The sequence below is a fragment of the Gloeothece verrucosa PCC 7822 genome, from assembly GCF_000147335.1.
Taxonomy (GTDB): domain Bacteria; phylum Cyanobacteriota; class Cyanobacteriia; order Cyanobacteriales; family Microcystaceae; genus Gloeothece; species Gloeothece verrucosa.
The window spans coordinates 4,457,836-4,483,535 of record NC_014501.1 but is presented as its reverse complement, the minus strand read 5'-3'; the positions used below and the strand labels follow the sequence as shown (position 1 = coordinate 4,483,535).

At 35.7% G+C, this 25,700-nt stretch carries 15 protein-coding genes, 1 tRNA gene and 1 pseudogene; 3 read left to right on the top strand and 14 right to left on the bottom strand.

All coding sequences use genetic code 11. The annotated features are described in order from the left end of the window. Window positions 1–10 precede the first annotated feature (10 nt). The gene (locus CYAN7822_RS34705; RefSeq protein ID WP_013324051.1) at window positions 11–2,311 is read left to right on the top strand and encodes a tetratricopeptide repeat protein; all 2,301 of its coding nucleotides are present in this window, start codon (window positions 11–13) and stop codon (window positions 2,309–2,311) included. 314 nt (window positions 2,312–2,625) lie between these two features. Here the strand turns inward: CYAN7822_RS34705 and CYAN7822_RS19895 are convergent, their stop codons facing one another. The 5 genes from CYAN7822_RS19895 to CYAN7822_RS19875 form a co-directional block, all read right to left on the bottom strand. Next, complete coding sequence (locus tag CYAN7822_RS19895; RefSeq protein ID WP_013324050.1) at window positions 2,626–3,645, bottom strand: hypothetical protein; 1,020 nt, start codon at window positions 3,643–3,645, stop codon at window positions 2,626–2,628. Between the two features lie 63 nt (window positions 3,646–3,708). Beyond that, on the bottom strand, window positions 3,709–4,557 hold the full coding sequence (locus CYAN7822_RS19890) for a calcium-binding protein (protein WP_013324049.1): 849 nt from the start codon (window positions 4,555–4,557) through the stop codon (window positions 3,709–3,711). A gap of 33 nt (window positions 4,558–4,590) precedes the next feature. Beyond that, window positions 4,591–5,472 carry a sulfotransferase gene (locus tag CYAN7822_RS19885; protein WP_013324048.1) on the bottom strand — a complete coding sequence of 294 codons (882 nt, stop codon included), beginning with the start codon at window positions 5,470–5,472 and terminating at the stop codon, window positions 4,591–4,593. Between the two features lie 127 nt (window positions 5,473–5,599). Beyond that, window positions 5,600–6,109, bottom strand: coding sequence for a type IV pilin-like G/H family protein (locus tag CYAN7822_RS19880; RefSeq protein ID WP_013324047.1), 510 nt, complete (start codon window positions 6,107–6,109; stop codon window positions 5,600–5,602). A gap of 71 nt (window positions 6,110–6,180) precedes the next feature. Beyond that, on the bottom strand, window positions 6,181–6,621 hold the full coding sequence (locus CYAN7822_RS19875) for a hypothetical protein (protein ID WP_013324046.1): 441 nt from the start codon (window positions 6,619–6,621) through the stop codon (window positions 6,181–6,183). Window positions 6,622–7,839: 1,218 nt separating this feature from the next. Here CYAN7822_RS19875 and CYAN7822_RS19870 point away from each other — a divergent pair. Continuing rightward, window positions 7,840–8,253 carry a response regulator gene (locus CYAN7822_RS19870; RefSeq protein WP_013324045.1) on the top strand — a complete coding sequence of 138 codons (414 nt, stop codon included), beginning with the start codon at window positions 7,840–7,842 and terminating at the stop codon, window positions 8,251–8,253. 165 nt (window positions 8,254–8,418) lie between these two features. Here CYAN7822_RS19870 and CYAN7822_RS19865 read toward each other — a convergent pair whose 3' ends face one another. From CYAN7822_RS19865 to CYAN7822_RS19840, 6 genes and pseudogenes are all read right to left on the bottom strand, one after another. Then, complete coding sequence (locus CYAN7822_RS19865; protein ID WP_013324044.1) at window positions 8,419–12,879, bottom strand: PAS domain-containing protein; 4,461 nt, start codon at window positions 12,877–12,879, stop codon at window positions 8,419–8,421. Between the two features lie 67 nt (window positions 12,880–12,946). Next, a complete protein-coding gene (locus CYAN7822_RS19860; RefSeq protein WP_013324043.1) occupies window positions 12,947–14,788 on the bottom strand; it encodes an EAL domain-containing response regulator in 1,842 nt (613 codons plus the stop codon). Then, entirely contained in the window at window positions 14,781–18,242 is a 3,462-nt protein-coding gene (locus tag CYAN7822_RS34700) for a PAS domain S-box protein (RefSeq protein WP_013324042.1), read from the bottom strand. Before CYAN7822_RS34700 ends, CYAN7822_RS19860 begins: the two co-directional genes overlap by 8 nt. 804 nt (window positions 18,243–19,046) lie before the next feature. After that, a pseudogene (locus CYAN7822_RS35845) lies at window positions 19,047–21,094 on the bottom strand (N-6 DNA methylase). A gap of 95 nt (window positions 21,095–21,189) precedes the next feature. Beyond that, the gene (locus tag CYAN7822_RS19845) at window positions 21,190–21,423 is read right to left on the bottom strand and encodes a Txe/YoeB family addiction module toxin (protein WP_013324041.1); all 234 of its coding nucleotides are present in this window, start codon (window positions 21,421–21,423) and stop codon (window positions 21,190–21,192) included. Between the two features lie 471 nt (window positions 21,424–21,894). Next, window positions 21,895–21,968, bottom strand: a tRNA-Pro gene (locus CYAN7822_RS19840). 58 nt (window positions 21,969–22,026) lie between these two features. On the opposite strand from CYAN7822_RS19840, the gene lipA reads away from it, so the two are divergent. After that, the gene (lipA, locus tag CYAN7822_RS19835; RefSeq protein WP_071881428.1) at window positions 22,027–22,929 is read left to right on the top strand and encodes a lipoyl synthase; all 903 of its coding nucleotides are present in this window, start codon (window positions 22,027–22,029) and stop codon (window positions 22,927–22,929) included. A gap of 120 nt (window positions 22,930–23,049) precedes the next feature. Here the strand turns inward: lipA and CYAN7822_RS19830 are convergent, their stop codons facing one another. From CYAN7822_RS19830 to CYAN7822_RS19820, 3 genes are all read right to left on the bottom strand, one after another. Next, window positions 23,050–23,655: a HEAT repeat domain-containing protein gene (locus CYAN7822_RS19830; RefSeq protein WP_013324039.1), complete on the bottom strand. Its 606-nt coding sequence runs from the start codon at window positions 23,653–23,655 to the stop codon at window positions 23,050–23,052. Further along, on the bottom strand, window positions 23,652–24,947 hold the full coding sequence (locus CYAN7822_RS19825; protein WP_013324038.1) for a C-phycoerythrin alpha-cysteine-82 phycoerythrobilin lyase CpeY: 1,296 nt from the start codon (window positions 24,945–24,947) through the stop codon (window positions 23,652–23,654). The genes CYAN7822_RS19830 and CYAN7822_RS19825 overlap by 4 nt, the downstream gene beginning before the upstream one ends. Window positions 24,948–25,149: 202 nt before the next feature. Then, window positions 25,150–25,644 (bottom strand): C-phycoerythrin subunit alpha, encoded by a 495-nt coding sequence (locus CYAN7822_RS19820; protein ID WP_013324037.1) that lies wholly within the window; start codon window positions 25,642–25,644, stop codon window positions 25,150–25,152. Between the last annotated feature and the right edge of the window lie 56 nt (window positions 25,645–25,700).

The following is a 25,700-nucleotide window of genomic DNA, read 5'->3' as shown; positions in this document are numbered from 1 at the left end:
TCTAGAAAAAATGAACAACCGGAGTAATTCGAGTTGGAGTCAATTATTTACCAATCAGGCTTTTAAATCTTTAATTTTAAAATTTAAAAGAGAAACTCTTTCTGTTCTTCCAAAAGAGATCAAAAAAGACTCCCATTATCAAAAAGCTTTAACTATTTTTTTTGAAAATAACTTTATAGATTGTGAAAATCCGCGAAATATACAAAAACAATTTAGCTTATTTTTAATAAATTATTTAGATGATTTTAAAAAAAATCATAAGCAAAATGAATTAAATTTATTTGAAGGTCAGGGGAATCAAGATCAAGGTTTTCTCAAATTAAATCGACACCAAACCGAGCAAATTTTACAAGAAAAACAAAATCGATTATTAATTTTATCAGCTAGTCCGCAAATCACGGTTGATTGTCCTTTGTCAATTCAAAATAATTTGCCAATAGAAATTAGAAATCATCTTAAACTTATTTTAGAGAAGTATTATCCAATTAGTAATTCTGTATGTCCTGTAGAATATTATGGAGATTATTTTCAAAATCCTATTTCTGAACTAGATATCAAAGGTTTGAACGAAATTTTTTCTTCAATTGCCACTGTGATTATTTATAGTCAAATTACTGACTATCAAGTCAATTTTCATCTAGCTTTTTGGACAATGCAAGAAAAAAGCCTAATTCAAATTTCTCTTCCGACTTGGAATTGGGAAACGACTTTTAAAAAATTAAAACAGAAAGGGCAGCCGGAAGAAGAAGCTCTACGTAATATACGGAAAATCATCGTCAAAGCTTATCAATTTATAGCCGTTTTTTTGGCGGATTTTTATTATTTAAATTTTAATTTATATTATCAATCTAATTTTTCCAAGTTTTTTTCAATTTTTCCGCCATCATGGCTCCATTTTCCGCAAAAATTTTTAGAGAATATTTATCAACGAAATCAAAGTGAAATATATTATCAACAAGGCAGAATTTTATCTCAATTGAAAAAACACACAGATGCCTTAGATTATTTGAATAAAGCATTAGACTTATCCTCCACAAGAGCAGAAATCTGGACAGAAAAAGGAGAAACTCTTTTAAACCTTAAGAATTGGCCAGAAGCTATTGATGTTTTTAAGAAATCTTTAAGTTTAAATTTTAAAAATTTCAAGGCTTTAAAAGGACAGGGTATCGCGTTATTTCATTTACTCTTTTCAGAAGAAGCATTAACCTATTTTGATCAAGCGTTACAACTGAAAACAGATGATTATGAAATTTGGACTTATAGAGGCCATACTCTCTATAATCTTGATCGTGTGGATCAAGCATTAGAATCTTATGAAAAAGCCCTTTCTATTAATCCTAACTATTTAGAAGCCATAAAATATCGCTCTAGTGCCCTTCATAATTTAGGAAGAGAAGACAAAACTTTTACCCCTATTCGAGAATCTTCACAAGTTTCTCGGCATAAAGACAACAAGAGTGGCAACCTAGCCAGTGATTCTCCTCGAAATTGGCTGGATTTAGCTCAAGCAAAAGTCAAGCAAGAAAAATGGGAAGAAGCCCTTCATTGCTTTGATGAAGCTCTTAAACTAAATCCTCATGACTATCAGGCTTTAAAAGGGAAAGGTTTATGTTTATTTAATTTAAGAAGATGCTTAAATGCCTTCAATTGTTTTGATCAAGCTTTAAAGATTAAAGCAACTAATTATCGCCTTTGGATTTATCGAGGGAAAGCTTTATACTTTTTAGAGCGTTTTGCTGAATCCATTTATTCTTATAATCGAGCGTTATTTATCAATCCTCAATCAAAAACCGCTTTTCATGAACGTCAAAAAATCCTTAAAAGTTTAGAATTAATGAAATTAAAATCGGATTGTAATATTGACTATACCAATTTGCGAGATTTACTAGCCAAACAACAGTGGAAACAAGCCGATATAGAAACTTCAAAACTTATATTACAAATAGCTCAACAAGGTAAAAAAATTATTGTTAAATTAAATTTTAAAGATATAGAGCAATTTCCTATAACGGATCTCTATACTTTAGATAAACTCTGGCAAATTTATAGCGGACAACATTTTGGTTTAACTGTCCAAAAAGCGATTTATAAAAATTTCGAGGATAATAAGGAAGAAATGTATGATGAAAAACGATGGCTCATTTTTGCTCGTAAGGTAGGATGGTTAGATGGTTCTCAATGGCTGCCTTATGAAGCCTTAACTTTTTCTACCAAAGCACCATTAGGGCATTTTCCTAGAATGTTTCAGCTTTTTCAACCCAAAATGCTCGTTTTTTTCCTACTTAAATTAGAAAAAACGAATAGGGAATAGAAAAACTTTGAGCTTTTTTATATTTCTTAAAAAACCTTCTTTTTGACAAAAACACTCTTTTTAAAAATATTAATAATAGATAAACCTGCCACGTTTAAAACGGGACAGGTCAAACAAAATTCTATCAAACCAATTTAATTATATCATATCCATTTTAATTCAAATCCCCCTATTTTTAACTAATTTATGCTTTAAATTTACAAAAAAATAGAATGATAATTTTTCTGGCTTACCTCGTCTAATCTTCAAGCACAGACAGCAACAATTCTTTATTTTTTTCTTGAATAACTCATAACTAGGGCTATTTTCATGAGTTAAATAGTTTCTCTAGCCAGTTTTTGATTAGCAAAATAAACAATAAATTGTTGATATTTTTGGTAAAGTGATTCGCCAGGGTAATTTTTATTAAATGTAGCAGGAATGTCATATTCATTGGGAGAATACTCTTGATGAATTCGCTTGAGTTCTTGATGAGTATTATTCCATTCAATTAACAATTCTATTAATTTTGTAAACAAAAGATAAGTTTCTTGATGTTTGTCCCTCAAGACTAGATACTGTAGCATAATGACATAACTTTCAATTTGATTTTTTTCAGGGGGAAGTTCTAAAATTTTTCCTAAAGGAGCAATCGAGTCATAATGCTTTTGTACTATTAAAGTTATAGCGTTAATATCTTGAACATTTTGAGGGACAAGATAACTAAGAAGCTCTGAGAGCAATTTAACACTAGAAAACTCAGCAAAAAAGTATTTTTTGAACAAATAAAATAGTTTTAACCCGATAGCATTTTGCTCAGCTAAAATTTCCAGTATTTTTACATAAGATTCTAACGCCGTTTTGCCTTCTTCGGTTTTGAGATCAAAACGAATTTGGTTTAATTTATCTTGGACAATTACCAGAAAATCATGAGGTTCAGTTTGTTTTGACAGCAGAGAATAAACTTCTTGATAAAACTCTTGTTGAGCTTTACTACGATAACGTAATTCTGTTTCTTCAAGCGTTAAAAATTTATCTTTAGCTTCCAGCGCGGCTCTTAATAAAATCAGACTGTGATTTAACCCTTTATAATTTCCGCATTCAGAGATAAATTGCCATTTGATTTGACAAAACAACTGAAACTCAGGGTCAAGAAATTTACAACTATCTATTGATTGGGTAACAGAGGCAATAAAGATTAAAATTTGATAAATTTCTTGATAATGGCTGACCACTTCAAAAGGAATAGCAAGTTTTTCGATTTTAGGTTTTTTTAGCGATTGAAAAAGGTTATCGTCACCCCATAGCGGTTTATTCCACCAATTAGTATTTATGTTTATTGATTTGTTGACCATAAGAAAACGCGCTCCTAATTGAAAATACGATTAGTTGAGAAATCCGATTAGAAAACATATCGCCTAGATAAAAGAGAAGTTATTGGCACTTAAATTTCCCGTTAAAGTCACATTAGCCATGACCATTGCACCGCCATTTGACCAGTTACCATCATTGTCATAAAGCAATGTGTTGTTACTGGTGTTATAAGCCAACCGAGAATTACCTGATGATACTGAAGCAATTTTTTCTGAAGTGTCAATCATGATGTAGCTATTAGCTTGTGCATTTAAAGCCTCTCCGGTTGTTAAAGGAGTATTAGGAGCGGCAACAGCATCATAGTTAGCAGATTTTATCGCAAATACATCATTATCTGAGGCAGAAAAATCTGTTATGACATCTACTCCTTGATGGCTAAAGACAAAGTGATCACTGCCGCTTCCCCCGGTTAAGGTATCATTTCCTCCTTTTCCCTCGATAGTATCAGCAGCATTAGCGCCGCTTAAAGTATCATTGCCATTAGACCCATTGATGGTGTATTGATCGGTATCATTCAGAGGAGAACTATTATTAAAAATTTGAGTTCCTGCCGCTTTAACAAGAGTTCCACCAGCCGTTTCAAGAACATGGGTTTTGAAAATTGGAGATAAAACGAAAGTATCGGTTGCTGTAGGAAGGGAGTCATATTGAGCAGTAAAACCACCGCCATAAGCACTTAATTTAGATAATCCTATTCCATTACGTATCCTCCAAACCGAGTCATTAGCGGTGTATCGCCCCATTGCCGTTAAAAGTGTACCTGTGGCTGTAGTGGGAAGAGAAACTGCCACTTTGGGTATTGTTTGAAGATATTCAGCAAGAGTGGTGGAATGGGTTGGGGCATTAATTGATATTCCGCTAGATAAAGTTGATGCTGTTAGTGTAATAACCATTGTTTTTCCGGGTAATAATTTTGTTGATTGAGGTTAAAAAAAATCAGGTTTGAGCCAAGCTGATAAGTCTCGTCTAATTAAATCTTGACACTGTAAAATATCTTCTCGATACAAGTCTAATAAGAATTTTCGACTGGTTAAAGACATTTCAGGGAGCATTATATTGTGAGCCTGATGTTTTTGAAAAACGGAAAAATCCCTGAAAGAGTTGAGAATTTTCGTTAGACAATTTAATGAGTTGAAAAATCTGGGTGAAAAGTTGGGTGCAGGAATTTCAGATTGAGTAAATTCTCTAGAAATTTTGGGCAATAATTTCGGATCAACCTGCAAAAAATGGCAAATATCTTTGAGGATATTAAGTGGCTCAATAAGAAAATCTTCATAGAGATAAACTTTAATTTGTTCGGGAGAAAAAAGTTGATAATAACGTTTCAATTGTTGACCATAAAATCCTAATTGAATATAATGAGTAAACCAAGGGGAATGTTTTTGAATTCGTTGAGATTCCGCTTGTAAAGCCGCCAAAAAGTCTTGATGGGGTTCTCGCCGCTCCAAAAATAAATGTAAAAAATTAATATAAGCCCGTAGGACGGGATGACGCAAAATAACGATTAATCGAACTTGGGGACAATACTCATAAATTTTTGGCGCGACGTTGGGATTATAAAGATAAACAGGACAAGCGGTTCCAATAGCCATATCTTTTGTGATTTTTTTGGGTAAGTCAAGGGGATTGGCAATCGTCAATTGATTAATCTTTTTATTTCTTGATAACTTAAATTCTTTGGCGGGCAAAGTCGCCCTGTTGATTTTTTCAGAAGTCATATAAATTTGCGGATGTTGTTGTAAATAACTCTGTAAAGCCATCGTTCCGGCTTGAGCAGTGCCTAGAATAAAAAAGTTAGGAAAAATCATTTTTTTGTCCTCTAAAAATCCAACAGAATTAAACTCTTAATGAAAAAAAAATTATTGGCGAGGTTTTGACTTTTAACTTGTCCTCTTGAGGAGTTCTGTCTTTGTCTTATCTCCTAGACTTAGTGTTTTATCGCATTGGGTGTCCTCCCGAACAAAACACCTCATTATTGCTCTGGCTAGTGGCAGCATCATCAGCAGTGGTGCTAGTTGATTCACAAATAATATTTGTAAAGGTTCCATCATTTTTTTGACTGATGGCAGAAGCATAATTGAGGATATCGTTTTGATAAACAGGACTGGCACTAGCTCGCTGACCGCTATAGGTCGATTCAATATTCGTATCACTGAAAATATAGTATTGTGCGCTGTAAGTTCCATTGCCATTATCCGAACCTATAGAAATCGAAAGATTGTTCAAGGAAGTGAAGGTGCTATGTTCAAATTTATAAAACTGTTGTGCGCGGTTAATAAGTCCAAGGGTACTTAGAGCTTCGGCTTGTCTCGCTTTTTCAACTTGTTTAAGGCTCATTTGATAGCTAATAATCATTAAAACATTCAATAACAAAAAAGCCATGAGCAGTTCTAAGAGAGTAAACCCTTGTTCTAACTTTTTTCTCTGTTTTGGTGGTTTATTCATAACTCTTGTTGATGAAAATTTCCGTGAGTTGAGCTTGAGCAACCAGCAAAATTTTATGGAGGTTTAGGGCTTTATTGATGTTTAATGAATGGAATTTTATCAGTTCCCTGATGGCTATCAAAAATTTTTTCGCCTATATTGATCAGGCGGGTGAAAGCCAAAAAACTTGCAAAACAAATTAGTCCGGGAACTAAGTTAGGCTCAGTGGGTTGAGGGATAATCAGGGTTTGAACGGGATGATTTTCTCTTGGCTTATTTTTGTTCAATATTGAGAAATCGATTAATAAATTATTCAAACAAATTTCACCGCTCGAATATAAACTAGGTTGAGGGCATTGAACTGCTGTTAGGTCATTATTGACTTTCGACCATTGATTATATCCTAAACCCATTTCCCATAAATCACTATTAGGGACTTGCTCCCACAAGGTTAAAGCATTTGTCGGTTGCTCCCCGATGGCAAAACTTGTTAGAAAACTCAAAATTGCTATTTTTAAAAAAATATTTCTCATGACATTTATCATCCTTAAATACGTTGGTTCTTTTTGGTTGAGTATGCTGAAATTGCTTGAGTTTTTCTTACAGAATCTCAACCTTAAACATTCTTTTTGTCAAGGGTTAAATCAGATAATTATCTGCTCTTTTTTCATAGCTCTCTAATCTTAGCCTTGCCAGCTATGACCTTATGAGAAATAATAAGAAACTCTAGAGTATGTTTTTTGCGTTGCTCTTTAATACCCAACCTAGGGTCAACATTTTAAAGTATGTTGATGATTTATACACCCTTTCTTAACTAAACATTAACATTTTTATTTAAATGTTTAGTTTGAATATAAAATTGGTTATTTACTTACTTTCAGGATAGCTCAGGATAGCTTATTTAACTTCTGGCGGTTGAGCATGAGATGGACTTTCATTCTCTTACTACTAAGATAAGTTTAATCCAAATTTTTGCCAAGTGTAGATACACCCATCTTTTTTTATATAAGCTAACTGATTTTTCATCTGATCTTGACCTTGATATATAACTCTATATAGTGCTATTTAAAAGCTTTTTAGCAGACTCATCATTTAAAAAATAAGATTTAGATGCAAATTTAAGGAAAAACTAAAATTTAAAGGGTTTGATCATTAAATTGTCTTTTTTATCACGATGTTAATTAACTTTTTTATCCAACTGTATTTTTTTGTTATATATTTTATTGTTATATGAGTAATATTAATGATCTTTGCGCTTTAATAATTTCATACAATTATGGTTTATATTTACAGTAATCAAAGCAAAGGCTTGCCCTGACGAACGATCACGAGAGTTTTAAAGGTTAAATACTTGCTTTAGCTAGATTTTACTTAATTTTTTTTTAAGATTTATGGCCTATCTAAGTGAATCAGCAACGTGATCCCTTATGATAGTTGTAGGCTCACAGACACTTTTTTTTCTAACTCCCTAGACATAAATAAAGCACACTATGTGTTTTGAAATGTAATAGAGCCAAAGCCTTTCAAGCTTTCAAGAGTGGCTATTGTCTCTTGTATGAGTACCTAACCTCACAGTTAACTTGACTTCGAACCAAACACTAAGCTAAAGTACCTAATTTTTATGAAATTTAACGGCAATGGAGAATTTTTTCTGGATTATAAAGTTTTTATGTCAAATGTGTTGAAATTCTAAGTATTTTACACACAGAGGAGAGTTTATCGATGTCTTCCTACTTATTTGAGGTAAAATTATGAATAAATCTTATTTTCCTTGCGATTTAACCGTTCATTCATCTATAGATCCTCCCGTAATCTTGCTGGCAGAAGATGACTTCATGAATCAACTAACGATTTGCGACTACTTGGAAGTTTTTGGCTATTCTTTAATCGTAGCTAATAATGGGATAGAAGCAGTTGAAAAAGCGCAACAAGTGCAACCCAAATTAATCTTAATGGATATTTCTATGCCAAAAATGGACGGATTACAAGCTATTGCCGCCATCCGTCAAATTCCTGAGTTGGTTAACACCCCCATTATTGCTTTAACAGCTTTTGCCATGAAGGGCGATCAGGAAAAATGTTTAACAGCAGGAGCTAACTATTATGTCACCAAGCCGATTAAATTTAAAGATTTAGTTGCTTTAATGCAAAATTGTTTAGCTTAAACTTGGTACTAGAATAAATTTATTTAATCATTTCAGAGAATTCACAGCCCGCCTTGGGTAGGAAAAATCCAAGCTCCCTAACCTCTGCAACTTGTCAAATTTAATGAGCATTTTTGTAAATTTTTACTAAATATTTTTTATTTTGATTTGACTGAGAATATACAATTACTCTAAAAGAGATTGAATAAGCGCAACTAATTCTTTCAACTTCAAAGGTTTACTTAAATATTCATTGGCTCCGGCTTCAAGACATCGTTCCCGATCACCAGTCAAGGCTAAAGCTGTTACTGCAATAATGGGTATATCCTTCAAATCCGGAAGCTGTCGAATTTGTTGAATAGCTTCTAACCCATTAATGCCCGGCAGGCAAATATCCATTAAAATTAAATCAGGCTGTTGAGATTGGGCTAGTGAAATAGCTTCTTTTCCATTTTTGGCTAAAATAAGCTTATATTTTTTGGCTTTCAGGTAATTAGAAATGGTGGTAATGTTCGTTTCGTTATCTTCTGCTAAGAGGATTAAGGGAGCATTTTTTAAGTTGACAGAATTCGCTTCTACTTCAGGGGTTAATGGCGTTTGAAAATCAAAAAAATTGTCAGTTGAGCAACTTTCCATGAGCGGTAAATCAACGCTAAAGCAACTGCCCACCCCTAACTCGCTGGTAACACTCACTTCTCCCCCATGTAAATCCACAAGACGTTTGACTAATGCTAATCCTAAACCCGTTCCCGTATATTGACGATTTAAAGCACTATCAATTTGCATAAAGGGTTGAAATAATTTCGGGATGTTTTCGGCGGCTATGCCAATTCCTGTATCTTTGACGGCAAATCTTACTGTATTTTCCCCTATTTGGACAACTTCTAAGCCAACTTTTCCGCCTTCTGGGGTAAATTTGACCGCATTATTGAGTAGATTGATGATCACTTGACGGATACGACGTTCATCTAGGGTTAACATTAAAATATTAGAAGAAATATTAAAATCTAACTGAATGCGTTTTTTCACTGCCTGTTGTTTCACAAAAGCAAGACTTGATTGACAGAGGGGAATAATTTCTGTTGAAGTACAATGAAGTTCTAATTGACCCGATTCAATTTTCGACACATCCAAAATATCGTTAATTAGTTCGAGTAAGTGATTGCCAGCCTGTTCAATAATCTTAAGAGATTTGCGTTGTCGTTCATTAATTTGACCAAAAATTTCATCTTGTAGCCCTTCTGTCATGCCTAGAATCGCATTCAGGGGAGTCCGCAATTCATGGCTCATATTGGCGAGGAATTCATCTTTAAGCCGGGTTGCGCGGTCAAGCTCTGCATTTTTTTGCTGTTTATCTTCGATTTCTACCTGCAATTGCTCAAATAAACTGGCTTGCTGAATGGCGATCGCTAATTGATTGGCAATTTGTTGTAAGAGTTGCGCTTCGGAATTTTGCCAAACTCGTTTTTCTCGACAAGCATGGACAACTAAAATACCCCATAGTTTATGACTGTTTGTTGAGGCCACCCAACGATGATTTTCTTTTTCTTTTAAGTCTAGAAGAATCGGCGCAACAATTTTAGATTGAATTTGCCCTTCACGGGAATATTCATGTAAGCACTCAGTATAGATATCGTTCATAACATCGGGGACAATACGAGGTTGCCCCTGCCAATATAGATTGAGGATATCTTGTGACCAAGTTTCATCATCCCAGTGACAATATTTGAGTGGGAGAAATTCAGTAGAAACGGACTCTTCAATAATTCGGCTTCCCCCATCAGAATACAGACGAAAAATAATCACCCGATCACAGTCAAATAAGGCTCTCACATCTTGGGTAATGGTGTTTAAAATCTCCTCGATATTGAGAGATTGACGAACCTGTTGAACAATAGCAGCAATGGCTTGTTGTTGGCGGAGTTTTTGCCGTATTTGTTCATATAAACTGGCTTGCTGAATAGCAATCGTTAATTGATGGGTAATTTGTTGGAGTAACTTAATTTCTGCTTCTTTCCAGTGACGAGTATCATAACATTGATGTACACAAAGTAAACCCCACAACTGTTCTTCACACAATAACGGCAGCACTAAATGGGCTTTAATCTGAAACTGAGATAAGATCTCACGGTGACAGTCCATCAGTTCACTATTATTAATATCATCAACGGCCAAAAATTTGCCCTGAGCATAGAGAGATGAAAATTTTTCCCCAAAACAGTGATCGTGAACGTGAATCGCTATTGCAGAAGGTAATCCCGCCACCATTGCCTCAGCGATAAATTCTCCATCATCGTAATGAGATTCAGGATCAAAGCGGAAAATTCCCACCCGATCTACCTGAAGTAATAGAAGGATTTCTTGACAAGCGGTGTCAAAAATGGTCTGAAGGTCAAGAGATTGACGAATTCGCTGATTAATTTCTCGCAAGAGTTTTTCTTGTTGTGCTTGAAGATAAAGGGTTTGTTCGGCTTGTTTTCGTTCGGTAATATCTTGCGCTACGCCAATCACTTGTTTAACTCTTCCTTGTGAATCTCGGCTAAAAACAGCATCTCGACCTGAAAACCATCGCCACTGACCTTTAATATCTTGAAATCTGTATTCAACGCCTAAAATTTCGTGATCCTGGGCTTGCTTAAGCTGTTCGAGATATCGATTGAATCGGCTTAAATCTTGCGGGTGTATTAAACGAGATATTATAAGATTTCCCATCTCTTGTATTTCTGTGGGACTGTAGCCCAAAATCCGGGAAACCTCTTGATTGATATAGATATTTCGTTGTTCTTGAAGATCGTAGAGATATAAAATACTAGGAGATTGATCGGTAATCTGTTGTATAAATCGCTGACTTTCTTGTAACTGTTGGGTTCTTTCCTCGACTTGCGCTTCTAAGGTAGCCTTAAGTTGCTGTAGGGCTTCATCGCTACGCTTTCGTTCCAGTTCCGCAGAAGCTCGTCCGGCAAAAATTTGTAAAATTTGTTGGATCATTTCGGCGGTTTCTCTATCCATCGGTTTTACATCTAAAACGCAAAGGATGCCGATGGGATGACTATTTTTATCCGTTAACACTATGCCCAAATAACTCTCGGCTTGCATTTGGGCTAAATGGGTATTTTGGGGAAATTGCTCTTGAATACTATGAGAACAATAAAAAAATCCGTCTTTAATAACATATTCACAAGGAGTTTGACAAATTGCCACATCAATATTTTTCTGTAATTGTTCATCTCCCCAAAAGGCGAAAGTGTGCAGCCGCTCATCAATTAATTCTGCAATAATCACATAGGAGACTTCTAAGGCTTCGGCAATATGGCGCACTAAAGCCGAGAAAAACTCTTGAGTCAGAGTATTAGATGTCCCTGCCAGCAGTTTTTTGAGTATAGTTTCTTGTTTATAATACTCTGTAATATCTTGAACGGTTCCTAATGAGTGAATCGGTTTGCCTTCGGCATCATAGGCAGTTTCGCATCGTTCTACTACAACTTTAATCCGTCCATCAGGCATCGGCACACGATGAACCACTTCGTGAGGAATTCGCTTTTCTAGGTGCTGAGTATAGGAGGCGACAACTTTCGAGCGATCATCGGGATGAACTAATTCTAAAAAGCCATCAAAAGAAGGGCTAAATGGCTGAGGTTCTCTGCCAAAAATGTGAAAAACTTCTTCTGACCAATAGCCAATATTGTTTTGAACATCGAGTTCCCAGTTGCCTAATTTTGCCAAGCGTAGGGCTTCTTTTAAGCGGTATTCTGTTTTCTTTTGCTCAGTAATATCAGTAATTGTGCCTAAATAACCAATAATCTGCTGATTAATGTCTCTTAGTGCGACGGATTGACCATAAACATATCTTATCTCTCCATTAGGTCGTTTAAAACGATATTCCAGTTGAAAAAGGCGATTTTCCTCAACGCTTCGATACCATTGAGCGCTCACCTCATCATCATCATCCGGATGGAGGACTTGTTCCCATCCCTTTCCTTTCGCTTCTTCTGAAGTTAATCCGGCGATCTCACACCAACGAGGATTCACATAAACACAGTAACCCTGAGTATCGGTGCGAAAAATGCCAATGGGAGCGATTTCTGCTAAAGAAGTATAATTAAGTTCACTTTCTTGGAGTTTTCTTTGTTCTTGTTTTGGTGAACTAATATGATTAATTTCGTCTAAAATCGCGGCTTGAAAAGAGTTTTCTAATTGAAGAGTTGTTTTTTTCTCAGCTATTTTTTGATCCTTCATTATATATGATTGGATAACTGCCGATAGGCTGTCTGAAGTGAGTAACCCGACAAGGTGATTCTCTGAGTCAATAATCGGTAGATGATCAATTGAATGAGTTTGAAACAAGTTGATTGCCGACTCTAAACCAGTAAACTCAGATTCTCGCAGCATGACAACAGGAGAACTCATCACCTGACTGATGGTCAAGAAATCGAGAGTTTGCGACTGTGCTAGTGCAACTAAAATATCTCCTTTGGTGACAATTCCTACAATTTGCCCATTTTCTACCACGACAGCACAATTTGATTTAACCGGTTGTGAGCGTTGATTGATCAAAGAGGTGATCGCTTCTAAAACTTTAGTATCTGGTGAAAGCACTAAAGGATTTCGCACAATCGCCGGCGTGAGTTGTGGGAAGGGAATAATCATGTTTAAGGTTAGGGTAAACTCAGTAGAAGACTGTTTGCCTTAATTTTAATTGAGCGGCATAGAAAAACTACGTTAAATTCATAAAATTCAATTCTCCAGTGGCTAAACGTTCAAACTCAGAAGCCGGCAGAGGGCGGCTAAATAAAAATCCTTGGATTTCATCGCAGTTATATGTTTTTAAAAAAGATAACTCAGGTTTAGTTTCTACACCTTCAGCAACAACAACTAAATTTAAATGGTGAGCTAAAGAAATAAGAGCTTTTGTAATTTCTGCATTTTTGACATTTTGATCAATATTTTTAACAAAACAACGATCAATTTTTAAAATATCAAAAGGAAACTGCTGTAAATAACTTAATGAAGAATACCCCGTTCCAAAATCATCAATAGCGATTTTCACTCCCAAGGTTTTTAGCCCTCGTAATTTTAAAACAGAAATTGACGGATTTTCGAGTAACATACTTTCTGTTAATTCTAATTCTAATAACTGACCATTAAAATTAATTTCTTCTAAAATATTACTTAACCACAGTGCTAGATTTTTTTGATTAAATTGACGAGCAGAAATATTGACAGCTATTTTAATCGGATTTAAACCTTTTTTTTGCCAATCTTTTGCCTGTTTACAAGCTGTTCTTAACACCCATTCTCCCAGAGGTTCTATTAATCCTATTTCCTCGGCAATAGGCACAAAAATTCCGGGTGATACCATTCCCCTTTTTGGATTGTTCCAACGACATAATGCTTCCGCTCCAACAATTTTACCCGTTTCACAACTCACTTTAGGTTGATAGTAAACTTCAAATTCATTTCGTTCTAAAGCATGACGGAGATCCGTTTCTAAGTCTAAATAATCTGAAACAACATTTTTTTCAATTAAGCGGCTATAAAATTCGTAAGAGTTGCCACCCATTTGTTTTACTCGTTTCATTATTGCTTTGGATTTTTGGATTAATTCCTGCAATTTTTGACTATCACGAGGATAAATGACTATTCCTAAACTTAGGGTAATAAAAACTTCCTGACTCTCAATCATAAAAGGATGAGAAAAAGTATTAATAATATGCTCGGCTATTTGGGAGGCAAAATGTTTATCTACAACCGGATTAAGAATAATGACAAATTCATCTTCACTTAGACGAGCAATTATTCCTTGTTTATGGACACAGCTTACTAAACGTTGAGCGACCAATTTTAATAAAATATCACTAATTTCATAACCAAAACTTTCATGAATTCGTTCAAAGCGATCTAAACCAATAGATAGGATAGGAATAAAAGATTGATTTTTATTGTCGGGAGTTTGAGTATCTTTAGCGGTTTGAGAACTTTTTTGCTTTGAAATGAATTCTTGAAAAAATTTTCTTAATAAAAGTTGATTAGGTAAATTGGTCAAAGGATCATGATGTAGGAGAAACTCTAGTTTATTTTGAATTTCCTGAATTTTGTTTATATATTGCAATTCAATTGAAGCTCGTTTTTTAAGACGAGTAGTAACAGCTTTTAAAAGTCCTTCTTCGCTAAAAGGTTTAGTGAGGTAATCATCGGCTCCTAAATCCATTCCTTCTCTAATATTAACTGGCGTTCCTTTAGCAGTCAGAAATATAAAAGGAATAGATTCTGTTGTGGAATGGCACTGTAGGGCTTGTAGTACACCATAACCATCGAGTTGAGGCATCATAATATCGCAGATAATTAAGTCTGGGTAAGTAGAAAGAGCAATTTCTAAACCCTGTTGCCCATTGGTAGCTTCAATAACATCAAAACCCACTAGAGATAATATATCATTAATAATATCTCGAATAATTTCATCGTCTTCAATGACTAAAATTGTGGTCACGGCAGTTTCTTCAATTAAATAATTGTATTTAATATTTATACTGCCCTTAAACTTAATTAAATTAACCATAACTTTGTAAATTTTTGTATCGTGGTAAAGTCACTGTAAAAGTTGTACCTTCCCCTTCCTCGCTAATAAACTCTACTTTTCCCTTGTGCAAGGTTACATAAGTTTGTACAATCTTGAGTCCGAGTCCGGTTCCCGGTATAGTATGAACATTATTAGCTCGGTAAAAGGGTTCAAAAAGAAGAGATTGGTCTTCTAGAGGAATACCAATTCCTTGATCGCTAATTTGAAAAATGATTTGCTGTTCTTGACAGTCCAAAGATAATTGAATTAAACTATCAACCGCCGAATATTTAGTCGCGTTAGAAAGTAAATTAATTAAAATATGTCGCAAACACTTTTCATCAAGATAGCAGATATTACAGTCTTTTTCAGGAACGAATCCTTTGAGCAATAATTCAATATGATGATTTTTAGCAAAGCCAAATTGAATTTCTTCAATTAAATTTTGACAAAATTCTACAAAGTCTAAAGGAGTAGGGTTAAATTCTAGTTTACCGGATTCTGCTCGGCTAATCGATAATACATCATCCACTAATTCATTAAGTCTCCGTCCAGCAAGAAGAATATTACGTAAATGCTTTTCTTTTTTTTCAGCTTTTAGTTGTTCTCCATGTCGTTCAACAAACTCGGCACTGCCTAAAATAGCCGTTAAAGGAGTACGGAATTCATGAGAAATAAGATCAATAAACTGAATTTTCAGCTTATGAAGTTCTTTCTCTTGGGCTAAAGCGATTTCTAACTGTTGTTCAAAATTTTTCCGTTCAGTAATATCTGTGGCTACCCCTAATAGATATTTCACTTTTCCATCTATAGAGATTAAAGGAGTTTTGCTGGTTTGAAAATAGCGAACTTCACCGGAAGGCAAGGTTATAGTTTGTTCCGGAATCAACAATGTTTCTAAAGATTTGAAAACTTGCTGATCTTCTTGCAAGAATTTTTTTTGGTCAGCTAAATCAGGAACAAATTCTATATGTTGCTGTCCTTCTATTTGGTCAATGCTTTTGTTATAAAACTTGGCTAAAAAATTGTTAGCTAAAATTACGCGGCTGTCAGCATCTTTAACAAAAATCATCGAAGGTACATTATCAATAACATTACGTAAAAAAGCTTTATTTTCTTCTAAAGCAAGTTCTGCCTGTTCGCGCTCAAAAATTTCGAGTCTTAATTGTTGGTTAGCTTGATGTAAGTGATAAGTCCTTTCCTCAATTTTTAATTCTAACTCTTCATTCATCTTTTGTAATTTTAACTCAGTTTCTTGACGTTCAGTAATATCGAAAAAAGTAACAACAATTTGAGTCAAATTTCCCTCAATATCCAATTCAGGAAAAGCATTGACTAAACCCCAAATTAAGGTTTTACTATTTTTACGAATAACTCCTACAACATAGTTCGTTAAAGATTTTTTTGTAGCGATAACCTGATTGACTGGATAATCTTTTAAAGACATCAAGCTTCCATCTTCTTTTAAAAAATGCCAAACCGGATCAAGCGCAGTTTTTTCTAGGAGACATTCTCGCTCGATTCCTAACAATTCTACTGCTTTAGAATTACAGAGTAAAATTTGACTATCTGAACCATGAACAATCACACCTGCATGTAAATTATTGATCAAATTTCGATAACGCTGTTCACTTTCATATATTAATTGATCTGCTTGTTTTCGTTCGGTAATATCTTCAGCAATTCCCACAATTCGATAGACTTCTCCTAAATTATTAAAAACCGGAAAACTCCTGACTCGAATCCAACGAATTTCTTGGTTGGGTTTAACTATACGATACTCTAGTTGAGTCGGTTGATTTGCTTGTTCTTGTTTGACTTTATTGATCACTTTTTCTCGGTCTTCCGGATAAATGGAATTCATCCATATTAAAGAGTCTTCATAGACTTTCTCTTGTTTAATGCCCCAAATTTTTTCAAAAGCTGGACTAATGTAAATCAATTGGTATGAATGAGAATCATGAATAAAAAAAACATCTCGAATATTTTCAGCTAGTTGACGGAATTGTTCTTCTCTATCCTGTAAAATTTCTTCAGCTTTTTTTCGATGAGTAATTTCTCGACAAGTATAAAGAATAGTTCCTTGAGCAATACTAACTTGTTGAATGTTAATCAATAAAACTCGTCGTTCACCAAATTTATTAATAATAACTTTTTCAAGATTAATAATTTTCTCAAACTGGGTTAATTCTTGTTGAGTATCAAAAATATCTCCCAATAAATTTTTAATATTTTTCATGAACTTAATCTCTTGATAATCATAGCCAAAAATTTGTTCAGTATTGGGGCAGATAAAAGTGAAAAAACCTTGATCATCAGTAATGAATACAGAATCAGAAATATTAGTCAGAATAAGACGATGTAGGTTTTCTGAATCTTGTAAAATTTTTGCGGTTTTTTGTTGTTGTAATTCTAATTCTGTACGAACGGCAAATATTTTCAAAATTTCTGTGGTCAATTCGGGTTTATTTAAAGGCTGTTTGCTCATAATCCCCAAAATTCCTAAAGGCTGATTTTCTGAATTAAATAAAGTGATTCCTGCATAGCTTTCTATTTGGAGATTTTGGACTAATTTATGATTAGGGAATTTTATTAAAACTTGATTTTCATAAACAGAAAATCCGTTTTTTAAAACTTCTTCACAAGGACCGTTTTTTAAATCAAATATTATATTTGCTGTCAAGGCTTCTTCAGGATAGATAGCAACTGGTTTAAGGAAATGTGAGTTAGATGTCAATTCAACTACAAAAGCATAGTCTACCTCTTCCGCTTTAGCAAGATATTCAACCAAAGAACAAAAAAAATCTTTTCCACTTTTCCTTGAAAAACTTAGAGCTATCATCCTTAAGACTTCTTCTATATGGCGACGCTGTTGAATTTCTTGCTGTAGCTCAGAATTCACTTTTTGGAGTTGAGCGGTTCGTTGTTCAACTAATTTTTCTAAATTTAGATTTACCTGATTAAGATATTGCTCAATTGCTTGAATTTTAACGACTTGATTATGTAAGGATACGTTGGTGATAGCGAGTTCTTCAGCTTGTTGTTTTAAATATTTTTTATGTTGGAAAATTTCAATAAGACTAGAAATTTTATACCGTAAAATTTGTATATCAACTGGCTTTGAAAGATAATCAATAGCTCCTAAATTATAACCTTTATATTTACTAATATCATTAAAATCAGTGCCGGTTAAAAAGATAATAGGGGTTTCTTGATGTTCGGGTAAAGCTTTGATTTTCTCCGCCACTTGAAATCCATTCATTCCCGGCATATTTACATCTAAAATAATGGCAGCAAGCTCTTGTTTATGGAAACGTAAATAGTTTAATACTTCCTGCCCCGAGTTGGCTATAATTACATTGTGTTTTAAATCTTTAATAAGTTTTTCTATTAAGATTAAATGAGTGGGCTGATCATCGACTAATAAAATATTTGCTTTTGTTGGGTTTTCCATCTTACATTTCCCCTTTTTTTATTTTAATTATAAATTAACTATGCTTGAATTGCATATATTGTTTTTCAGAGCTTTAAAGTTAAGCTAAAAATTCGCAATAGTTTAAATAAATTTACATATATCAATTAACCAAAAACGTTACAAAAATTCATGTTTTACAAGGTTAGTGATTCCCATTTGTGAATTTAACTTTTTGTTGTTGGTTATTAACTTTAAACCGCATTATTCAGGAATAAAAAAAAATATTCAACAGAGTTGACTAATCCCCGTTTAAATCTTTAGAGAAGAAGATTATTTTGAGCAATGAAATGAACGCTCCTAAGTGCGATGTATTACGCGAGTTTTCTTTGGTTGGTATAGATATCGTTAAGAAGTTTAACTGGAGATTTGCTTGAACGGGTTTCAGTTTGTTTATTGATATATTCTTCGGGTCTGAGGTCATAATTTTTATCTATAATCTGTTTACTTGGGATTAATACCCCTAATACACTAATACTCTCTTTTGTGATGATTGTGTCTGGATAAGTTGCGATCGCTATTCCTTTAACTGCTGTAGAATATAAACGATAACTAAGGTCAGGATTATTGCTTTTGGGTTTAAATAAGTCTTGACTTTGAACGATATTCGGTTGATTTCTATCTAAAGGAATATAGATAGATAGTTTTTGGTTTTCAGTTGAGATTGTATCAACTAGGAGGAAGGGAGGGTTACTCTCATTTGCTTGAGGATAGAAGGTAACAGAATTAATCTCTGTGGTTTCTAGTCCTTGGATAACGAACCCTAATAATTGATTTCCGTTTCCTTTAAGGAATATTACAAACAGTATCTTGTCTAATCTTTTTCATAGTTGGACTTGCACCTGAAGCCTTACTTTGTATGTAATTACGAACTTCTTTTGATTGCAACCAATAAAGTAAAAATTTGCTGTCAGCTTTCATTGGATTAACTTTAAAACGCATCATTGTATCTGGATAAATACAAGGATAAGGAATACCTGAATAAATCGAAGCATGACCAACTAACTCAAGGGTATTACTTCTAGATATTAAAAAATCTCCTGCTTCTAACCAATAATGTGCCTTTGAATTAGTGGGTAAGCTGGTTCGTTTTATTTCATCGGGATTATACTGAAATCGTAAGACTGCACCAAGTTTTAACACAGGAGTACCATCAGGATTATTATCACATTCTGGCGACCATCCATTTCTAGGTTTAGCTTGAATAACATTAAGCAATGTTTGTCGTTTAGAATCTAGTTTTTTAAAAACTTCATCTAACGAATTAGGTAATAACTGTTCTGTATCCTGCCGCATTTGTTCAAGCAGTAAACGATTATGTTTAATTTGCCCTAATAAAGATTCAATTCTTGCTACTATTCGCTGTAACTTCTCATTATTACTAATAATTCTATCCAACAATACCGAAGGTTCAGCTAACTTTTCCCGTTCCGCCGTATTGGGATTTTTCGCTGATAAATCAAACCCCCGCTTAATTAAATCTTCCGTCTTTTCAAACCAACTAAACTCCGTTACCTCGGGTTTCTTTCCCTTCCCCTGTTGATACGCTTTCATTTGTTGCCAAATTTCCCGAACTTGACCAAAATGACTATCATCAATAGGATTCCCTTTACTAAACTTTTTCAACTCCTCCGGTAACACAACCTCTTGATATAAAACCTCATCCCCTTGCTTTCCCCTTTCAAAAAACAACAACGCCGCTTTCACATCCGAATAAGCCGCAAATGTTCCCGGTGGTAAACTCACCACCATCACCAAATTAAAATCATTTAATAACCACTCTTTCACCGTCCCAAAAGCGCCGCTTCTAAATAACGTTCCCTCTGGTACAACCATCCCACATCTAGCATTATCGTCCGCTTTCAACTTTTTAATAATATGTTCTAAAAATAATAACTCCGTTGCATTTGCCGACACCGGAAAATTCTTTTGAATTTGTTTATTTTCCTTACCGCCAAAAGGAGGATTAGTCAAGATAATGTCATACTTGTTAGCAACATTTCTAATATCTTCCTCTAAAGTATTCTTACGCCGAATATCAGGAACTAACACCCCATGTAATACCATATTCATCATTCCTAATAAAGCTGGAAGCGTTTTTTCTCTTGTCCGAAAAAGGTATAACGCTGTAAAATTTCTCGGTCTTTTGGCGTTTTTTCCCATTGCTTCATATACTCATAAGCCGCCACTAAAAAGCCGCAAGTCCCACAAGCCGGCTGATAAACCATTTCCCCAATTTTCGGATCTATCACCTCTACCATAAAGCGAATAACAGGACGCGGCGTATAAAATTCTCCTGCCATTTTATTCTCACTTCCTAAACGTTGTAATAAATGTTCATAGGTATGAGAAACCGTATAAATATCATCCGAATTTGAAAAATCAATCTTATCGACAATCTCCAATACATCCTTAAGATTATAAACAGAATCACACAAAATAACCGTTCTTCCTGCAAAAATTCCCGCTATCACTTCCCTTTCTGGTGAACCCGATAAAGAGGCTAAATAGGGAATTAATTTCTCTTTAACAAACCCCATTAACGTCTCTGCATCCCATTTCGGCGTATCTCGTTGATCGCTGTTCTTTTTCTTGTTACCTAACCCATTCGTTACCCAATTTGACCACCGATATTCCCCCTCAATAATATAGTTATATTTCTCATTCCTCAACTCAGCTTCTAGAGCAAAAGTATCCTCTTGTTCGTCCAAAAACTTAAGAAACAATAACCAGGCTAAATGTTCAATATATTCCATGATGCCGCCGCAATTATTATCACGGCGCAAAATATCGCAAGCTCTCCAAATGTCGTTTGTTAACTGTTCCCTACTCATCACTATTTAAATAATAGCTTGCCTATTTTACCATAAAATTATCCTTCGTAATGATATTTACAAGCAATGGAGACCCCGCCCTTCAAGGGCGAGGTTTAAATTGGCTCATCCGTAACTAAATAAACTAAGCGATGTTCGTCATTAATTCGTCTTGACCAATATCCTGATAATTCATATTTAAGCGGCTCAGGTTTTCCTAATCCCGAAAAAGGAGAACGATTAATATCTTTAATTAAATTAATAATCTTTTGATAAATTTTTTTGTCTAACGAAACCCATTCGTTAAAGTCCTCAAAAGCAGACGCTTCAAAGACTATTTTTCGTTTCATTCTAAATCCTCCCAAGGAACTTCTACTAATTCCAGACCCGGGTTAACATTTTCGATAGCACTTAATAGCTTTTTTTGATTGACATTTGATTGTAAAAGATAACCTGTTTCATCAACTGAATAAACTCTAATTTCTATTTCTTTATCGCCATAATTTGCTTTAATAACTTCAAAAAAATATTAATCTAATTCACTTGCTTTTATTCGATAGATTGCTTCCATAGTAGTTTCTCCATTTGAATGATTTAATAAAACTCAATCTCAAAAAAGCATTATTTATACATCAATTTTATTATATAATTTCCTAATCACTTTACCCCAAATTTATCTTAAATACGATCCAATTTTCAGCGACAGTTAATGTATGAACAGTTTGAACGATGGTGCAACGACAACTATTTGTTAAACAGCGACATCAATGTGTGAACAACGACATTTAATTTAATTTGTGAATGTACAAAGTAAAAAGAAATCGGGATGACAGGATTTGAACCTGCGGCCCCTTCGTCCCGAACGAAGTGCGCTACCAAGCTGCGCTACATCCCGTTATTAACAATAGTCTTTTACTACTATAACCCATGACGGAGCAATCAGGTTAAGATATATAGACAATGACCACAATAGGAGTAAGCTAGGTGTGACTGTCAAACCTGAATGGCTGAGGGTAAAAGCGCCGCAATGGCAACGAGTCGGAAGTGTCAAAGAAATTCTCCGAGATTTAGCCTTAAATACTGTGTGTGAAGAGGCTTCCTGTCCCAACATCGGCGAATGCTTCAACGCCGGCACCGCTACATTTTTAATTATGGGTCCTGCTTGTACCCGTGCCTGCCCCTATTGTGATATCGATTTTGAGAAAAAACCATTACCTCTTGATGCTACTGAACCCCTACGGTTAGCCGAAGCCGTACAACGCCTCAAACTCAATCATGTAGTGATTACATCAGTTAACCGAGATGACTTACCCGATGGCGGCGCTAACCAATTTGTCCGTTGTATCGAAGAAGTCCGCCGCATTTCTCCTTTGACTACTATAGAAGTATTAATCCCCGACTTATGCGGCAACTGGGAGGCCTTGGCTGTAATTCTACAAGCAAAACCCGAAGTTCTCAATCACAACACTGAAACCATACCCCGATTATACCGTCGCGTTCGTCCCCAAGGTAACTATCAGCGCTCTCTCGAACTCCTCCAACGTACCCGAGAAATAGCACCCCAAGTTTACACCAAATCTGGGATTATGGTAGGACTCGGAGAAACCGATGCCGAAGTGCGAGAAGTAATGCAAGATTTACGAAAAGTCGATTGTGATATCCTGACCATTGGGCAATATCTGCAACCTTCTCAAAAACATTTAGGCGTTCAAGACTTTGTTACTCCCCAACAATTTGATGCTTGGCGAGAATATGGAGAGTCCATCGGCTTTTTACAAGTGGTTTCCTCTCCCTTAACCCGCAGTTCCTACCACGCCGAACAAGTGAGAAAACTAATGGAAAAGTATCCCCGTTAAGTCATTAGTCATTAGTAGGGGAGGTTCATCTGCCGACAAATATTAAAAAAGGTGGGCCATATCGCTTAGCATTAAGCCGCTCATTTGTCAATACTTGCGCTATCTTGCCCACCCTATAAGTTATTTAGAATATTTGATCACCATCTCTAAACGGGATAAGGCACTGGTTGCCGACTCACGCACATAAGCATCAGCAGATTCATCATTAGCGACACTCGTTAACACTTCCACAATTCGCTCATCAGGGATAGACCCTAAAGCATTTACCAGTGCTATAGCCAAAGCTTCATTATCCGTCGTTTTCAACCCCTCAATCAAAATATCTAACGCCGGTCCGCCTATTTCCCCCAAAGCCATAGCAGAAGCAATATGCACCACCGGATTAGGGTCATTAAGAGCCGCTTTTAACCCAAGCATTCCCGCTTCTGGAAAAGGGTCTTCAGGATGATTATAAGCCACCTGAGCCAAAGCTTTTGCACAACTTGAACGAATAATAGCGTTATCGCTATGGAGTAATAACTCCACTAAAGGAGGAACCGAGTCCGTACCAATAAAACCTAATGCTTTCACTGCCGAACGTCGATAACTCACATCTTCTGAATCTAAAATACTAATTAAACGAGGAATCGTCTGTTCCTCTCGTTGTTCGGCTAGTTCATACATTGCCCTTTCTCGTAGATTAGGGTTAGGATGCTTGAGTTGTTGAAACAGGGAGTCTAGGGTCATGGGTTTACGGTGAACAGTGCTTTTTCAGAAATCTGAGCAACTTTAGCTCTAATTAATGGATCTGGATCGATAGCAGCGATTTCATAACTACTAAAGTCTCCTAATTTTAAGAGTGCCATTAAACTAGCATATTTCAAATCCCAAATCGGACTGTTTAGGCAGGCCTGTAGCCTCAGAATCGCTCGTTTATCGCCAATTTCTCCCAGTGCTAGGGCGGCGGCGGCTCGAGATTTTTGAAACTGAGGAGCCGCATTTTGCAAAGCTTCTATCAATAAATCATAAGCGGCTTCATACTTGAGCCAACCTAACAGTTTAATCACATGATAATGGGCCCCATAATCATTATGCGCTTCTTGAGCATAAGTGGTCAGTAAAGCTTCAGGGGCTTCTATAGCATAAGTATCTAATAGAGTTTTGCAGGCCAGATAGCAACGTCCAAAGTCAGTATGATACAGTTCCCGTATGACAAACTCAATCGAAGGAGGTTGATCATATTGATGTACCAATTTCAGGTCATGGGGATGGTCCCGCAATACTTGTTCTAAACTCGGCTGAATGGCTTCAAACGTTAAAATTCCTTCTTTTATGCCCGTTTCGGCTAGAGAACGAATAGCCCGAAGACGAAACACCAGAGAAACAGGACAACTGGCAATATCAGGAATAGCAGGGTAATAACGAGCATCTATTAAATCTTGAATACAGCCGCGCCGAGCATTAACATTACTGTGTTCTAGAAAAGCGGCTACCTTTTCCATCTCTTTGTAATCTCCACTCAGACGACAGATGGCTGAAATAGCCGCACTTTGGATGGTTTCGTCTTTAGCATCGATAAAATTCCTAATGCGAGCAACGGCGGGTTTATAATCTAACTTAGCTAAAGTATGAATAATGACTCGATAGAGTTGTCCGGGTTTATCCAGCAATTGAGCGATTTCTTCCAGGATTTCTCGGTCTTGACAGCCGATTTCACCTATAGACCACACAGCAATTTCTACCGTGTAACAATCTTCATCGGCTAAACAAGTGCGAATGACGGGAATGGCTGCTTGAGCTTGTAAACGTCCCAATGTCTCCACCGACTTACGGCGTACAATACGGTTATCCAGTGAAGGGTCTGTGTTTTGGATCGCTCGGATCAAAGCCTTAATCGAGTTCTCGCTGTTAAAATTTACCAAATGAGCCGCCGCCACATAGCGAGAATCATCCTCTTCTATTTTGTCTTGAGGAGTATCTAAAACCGCGATTGCTTCTTCTTCGGTCAGATTATATAACTTAAAAAAACGCTTATCCATTTTAAATTTTATTGTTGCCTCTTCGCTCTTGCTATTTTACATTTAATTATGCTCACCTACTTAACTGATAACTGTTAACTATTAATGGGGATTCTCAGATCAATACTCAGCCTTTTATTGAGCCAAGCACTAAACCGAAGAATCCCCGTCCCTCAAAGATTTAAGCCCTTTGAGGAATTAAATAAAATAAACCCAACTAGGATTAGGATAAAGAATTAATCACGTAGTCGAGGAGGGAGTTGTACTCTACTAAAGCTTGAGGAGACATATCGCGAGGAGCGCAACCCCGGTTACGGCAGAATCTCAATGCTTCAACATAAGGAGCGGTAGGCAGACCTAAAGCGCGGTAAACTTCACGCTGTCCTGCAATACCCCACTCATCTAATGGACCAGTACCACCAACAACTAAAGAGTAGTTGATCAAGCGCAGATAGTGCTTGATGTCACGAAGACATTTTTCTTTAAATACAGGTGTAGAATTAGCTTCGCCGTTTTCGTTTAGGTAGGGATACTTTCTGATAGCTGCATCATAACCTTCTTTAGCAACTGCATCGAGGTTGCCGGCAAGCTTTTCAGCCGCTTCTAAACGAGCAGCAGCGCGATCAATACTACCTCTTACGGACTCAAGGTCAGAGGAGCTAGGAAAACGTCCGGCTGCATCCGCAGCACCAATAGCAGTGGTAACAACTGATTTCATTTGAAGATCTCCTGAATGGTTCTAACTAAAATAAGTAATAAGTGCTTAGAAATAGC

What these genes read in the sequence shown, in the direction of transcription:
- CYAN7822_RS34705 (WP_013324051.1), top strand. Translation starts at nt 11, where the DNA reads ATGAACAACCGGAGTAATTCGAGTTGGAGTCAATTATTTACCAATCAG.
- CYAN7822_RS19895 (WP_013324050.1), bottom strand. Translation starts at nt 3,645, where the DNA reads ATGGTCAACAAATCAATAAACATAAATACTAATTGGTGGAATAAACCG.
- CYAN7822_RS19890 (WP_013324049.1), bottom strand. Translation starts at nt 4,557, where the DNA reads ATGGTTATTACACTAACAGCATCAACTTTATCTAGCGGAATATCAATT.
- CYAN7822_RS19885 (WP_013324048.1), bottom strand. Translation starts at nt 5,472, where the DNA reads ATGATTTTTCCTAACTTTTTTATTCTAGGCACTGCTCAAGCCGGAACG.
- CYAN7822_RS19880 (WP_013324047.1), bottom strand. Translation starts at nt 6,109, where the DNA reads ATGAATAAACCACCAAAACAGAGAAAAAAGTTAGAACAAGGGTTTACT.
- CYAN7822_RS19875 (WP_013324046.1), bottom strand. Translation starts at nt 6,621, where the DNA reads ATGAGAAATATTTTTTTAAAAATAGCAATTTTGAGTTTTCTAACAAGT.
- CYAN7822_RS19870 (WP_013324045.1), top strand. Translation starts at nt 7,840, where the DNA reads ATGAATAAATCTTATTTTCCTTGCGATTTAACCGTTCATTCATCTATA.
- CYAN7822_RS19865 (WP_013324044.1), bottom strand. Translation starts at nt 12,879, where the DNA reads ATGATTATTCCCTTCCCACAACTCACGCCGGCGATTGTGCGAAATCCT.
- CYAN7822_RS19860 (WP_013324043.1), bottom strand. Translation starts at nt 14,788, where the DNA reads ATGGTTAATTTAATTAAGTTTAAGGGCAGTATAAATATTAAATACAAT.
- CYAN7822_RS34700 (WP_013324042.1), bottom strand. Translation starts at nt 18,242, where the DNA reads ATGGAAAACCCAACAAAAGCAAATATTTTATTAGTCGATGATCAGCCC.
- CYAN7822_RS19845 (WP_013324041.1), bottom strand. Translation starts at nt 21,423, where the DNA reads ATGAAACGAAAAATAGTCTTTGAAGCGTCTGCTTTTGAGGACTTTAAC.
- CYAN7822_RS19830 (WP_013324039.1), bottom strand. Translation starts at nt 23,655, where the DNA reads ATGACCCTAGACTCCCTGTTTCAACAACTCAAGCATCCTAACCCTAAT.
- CYAN7822_RS19825 (WP_013324038.1), bottom strand. Translation starts at nt 24,947, where the DNA reads ATGGATAAGCGTTTTTTTAAGTTATATAATCTGACCGAAGAAGAAGCA.
- CYAN7822_RS19820 (WP_013324037.1), bottom strand. Translation starts at nt 25,644, where the DNA reads ATGAAATCAGTTGTTACCACTGCTATTGGTGCTGCGGATGCAGCCGGA.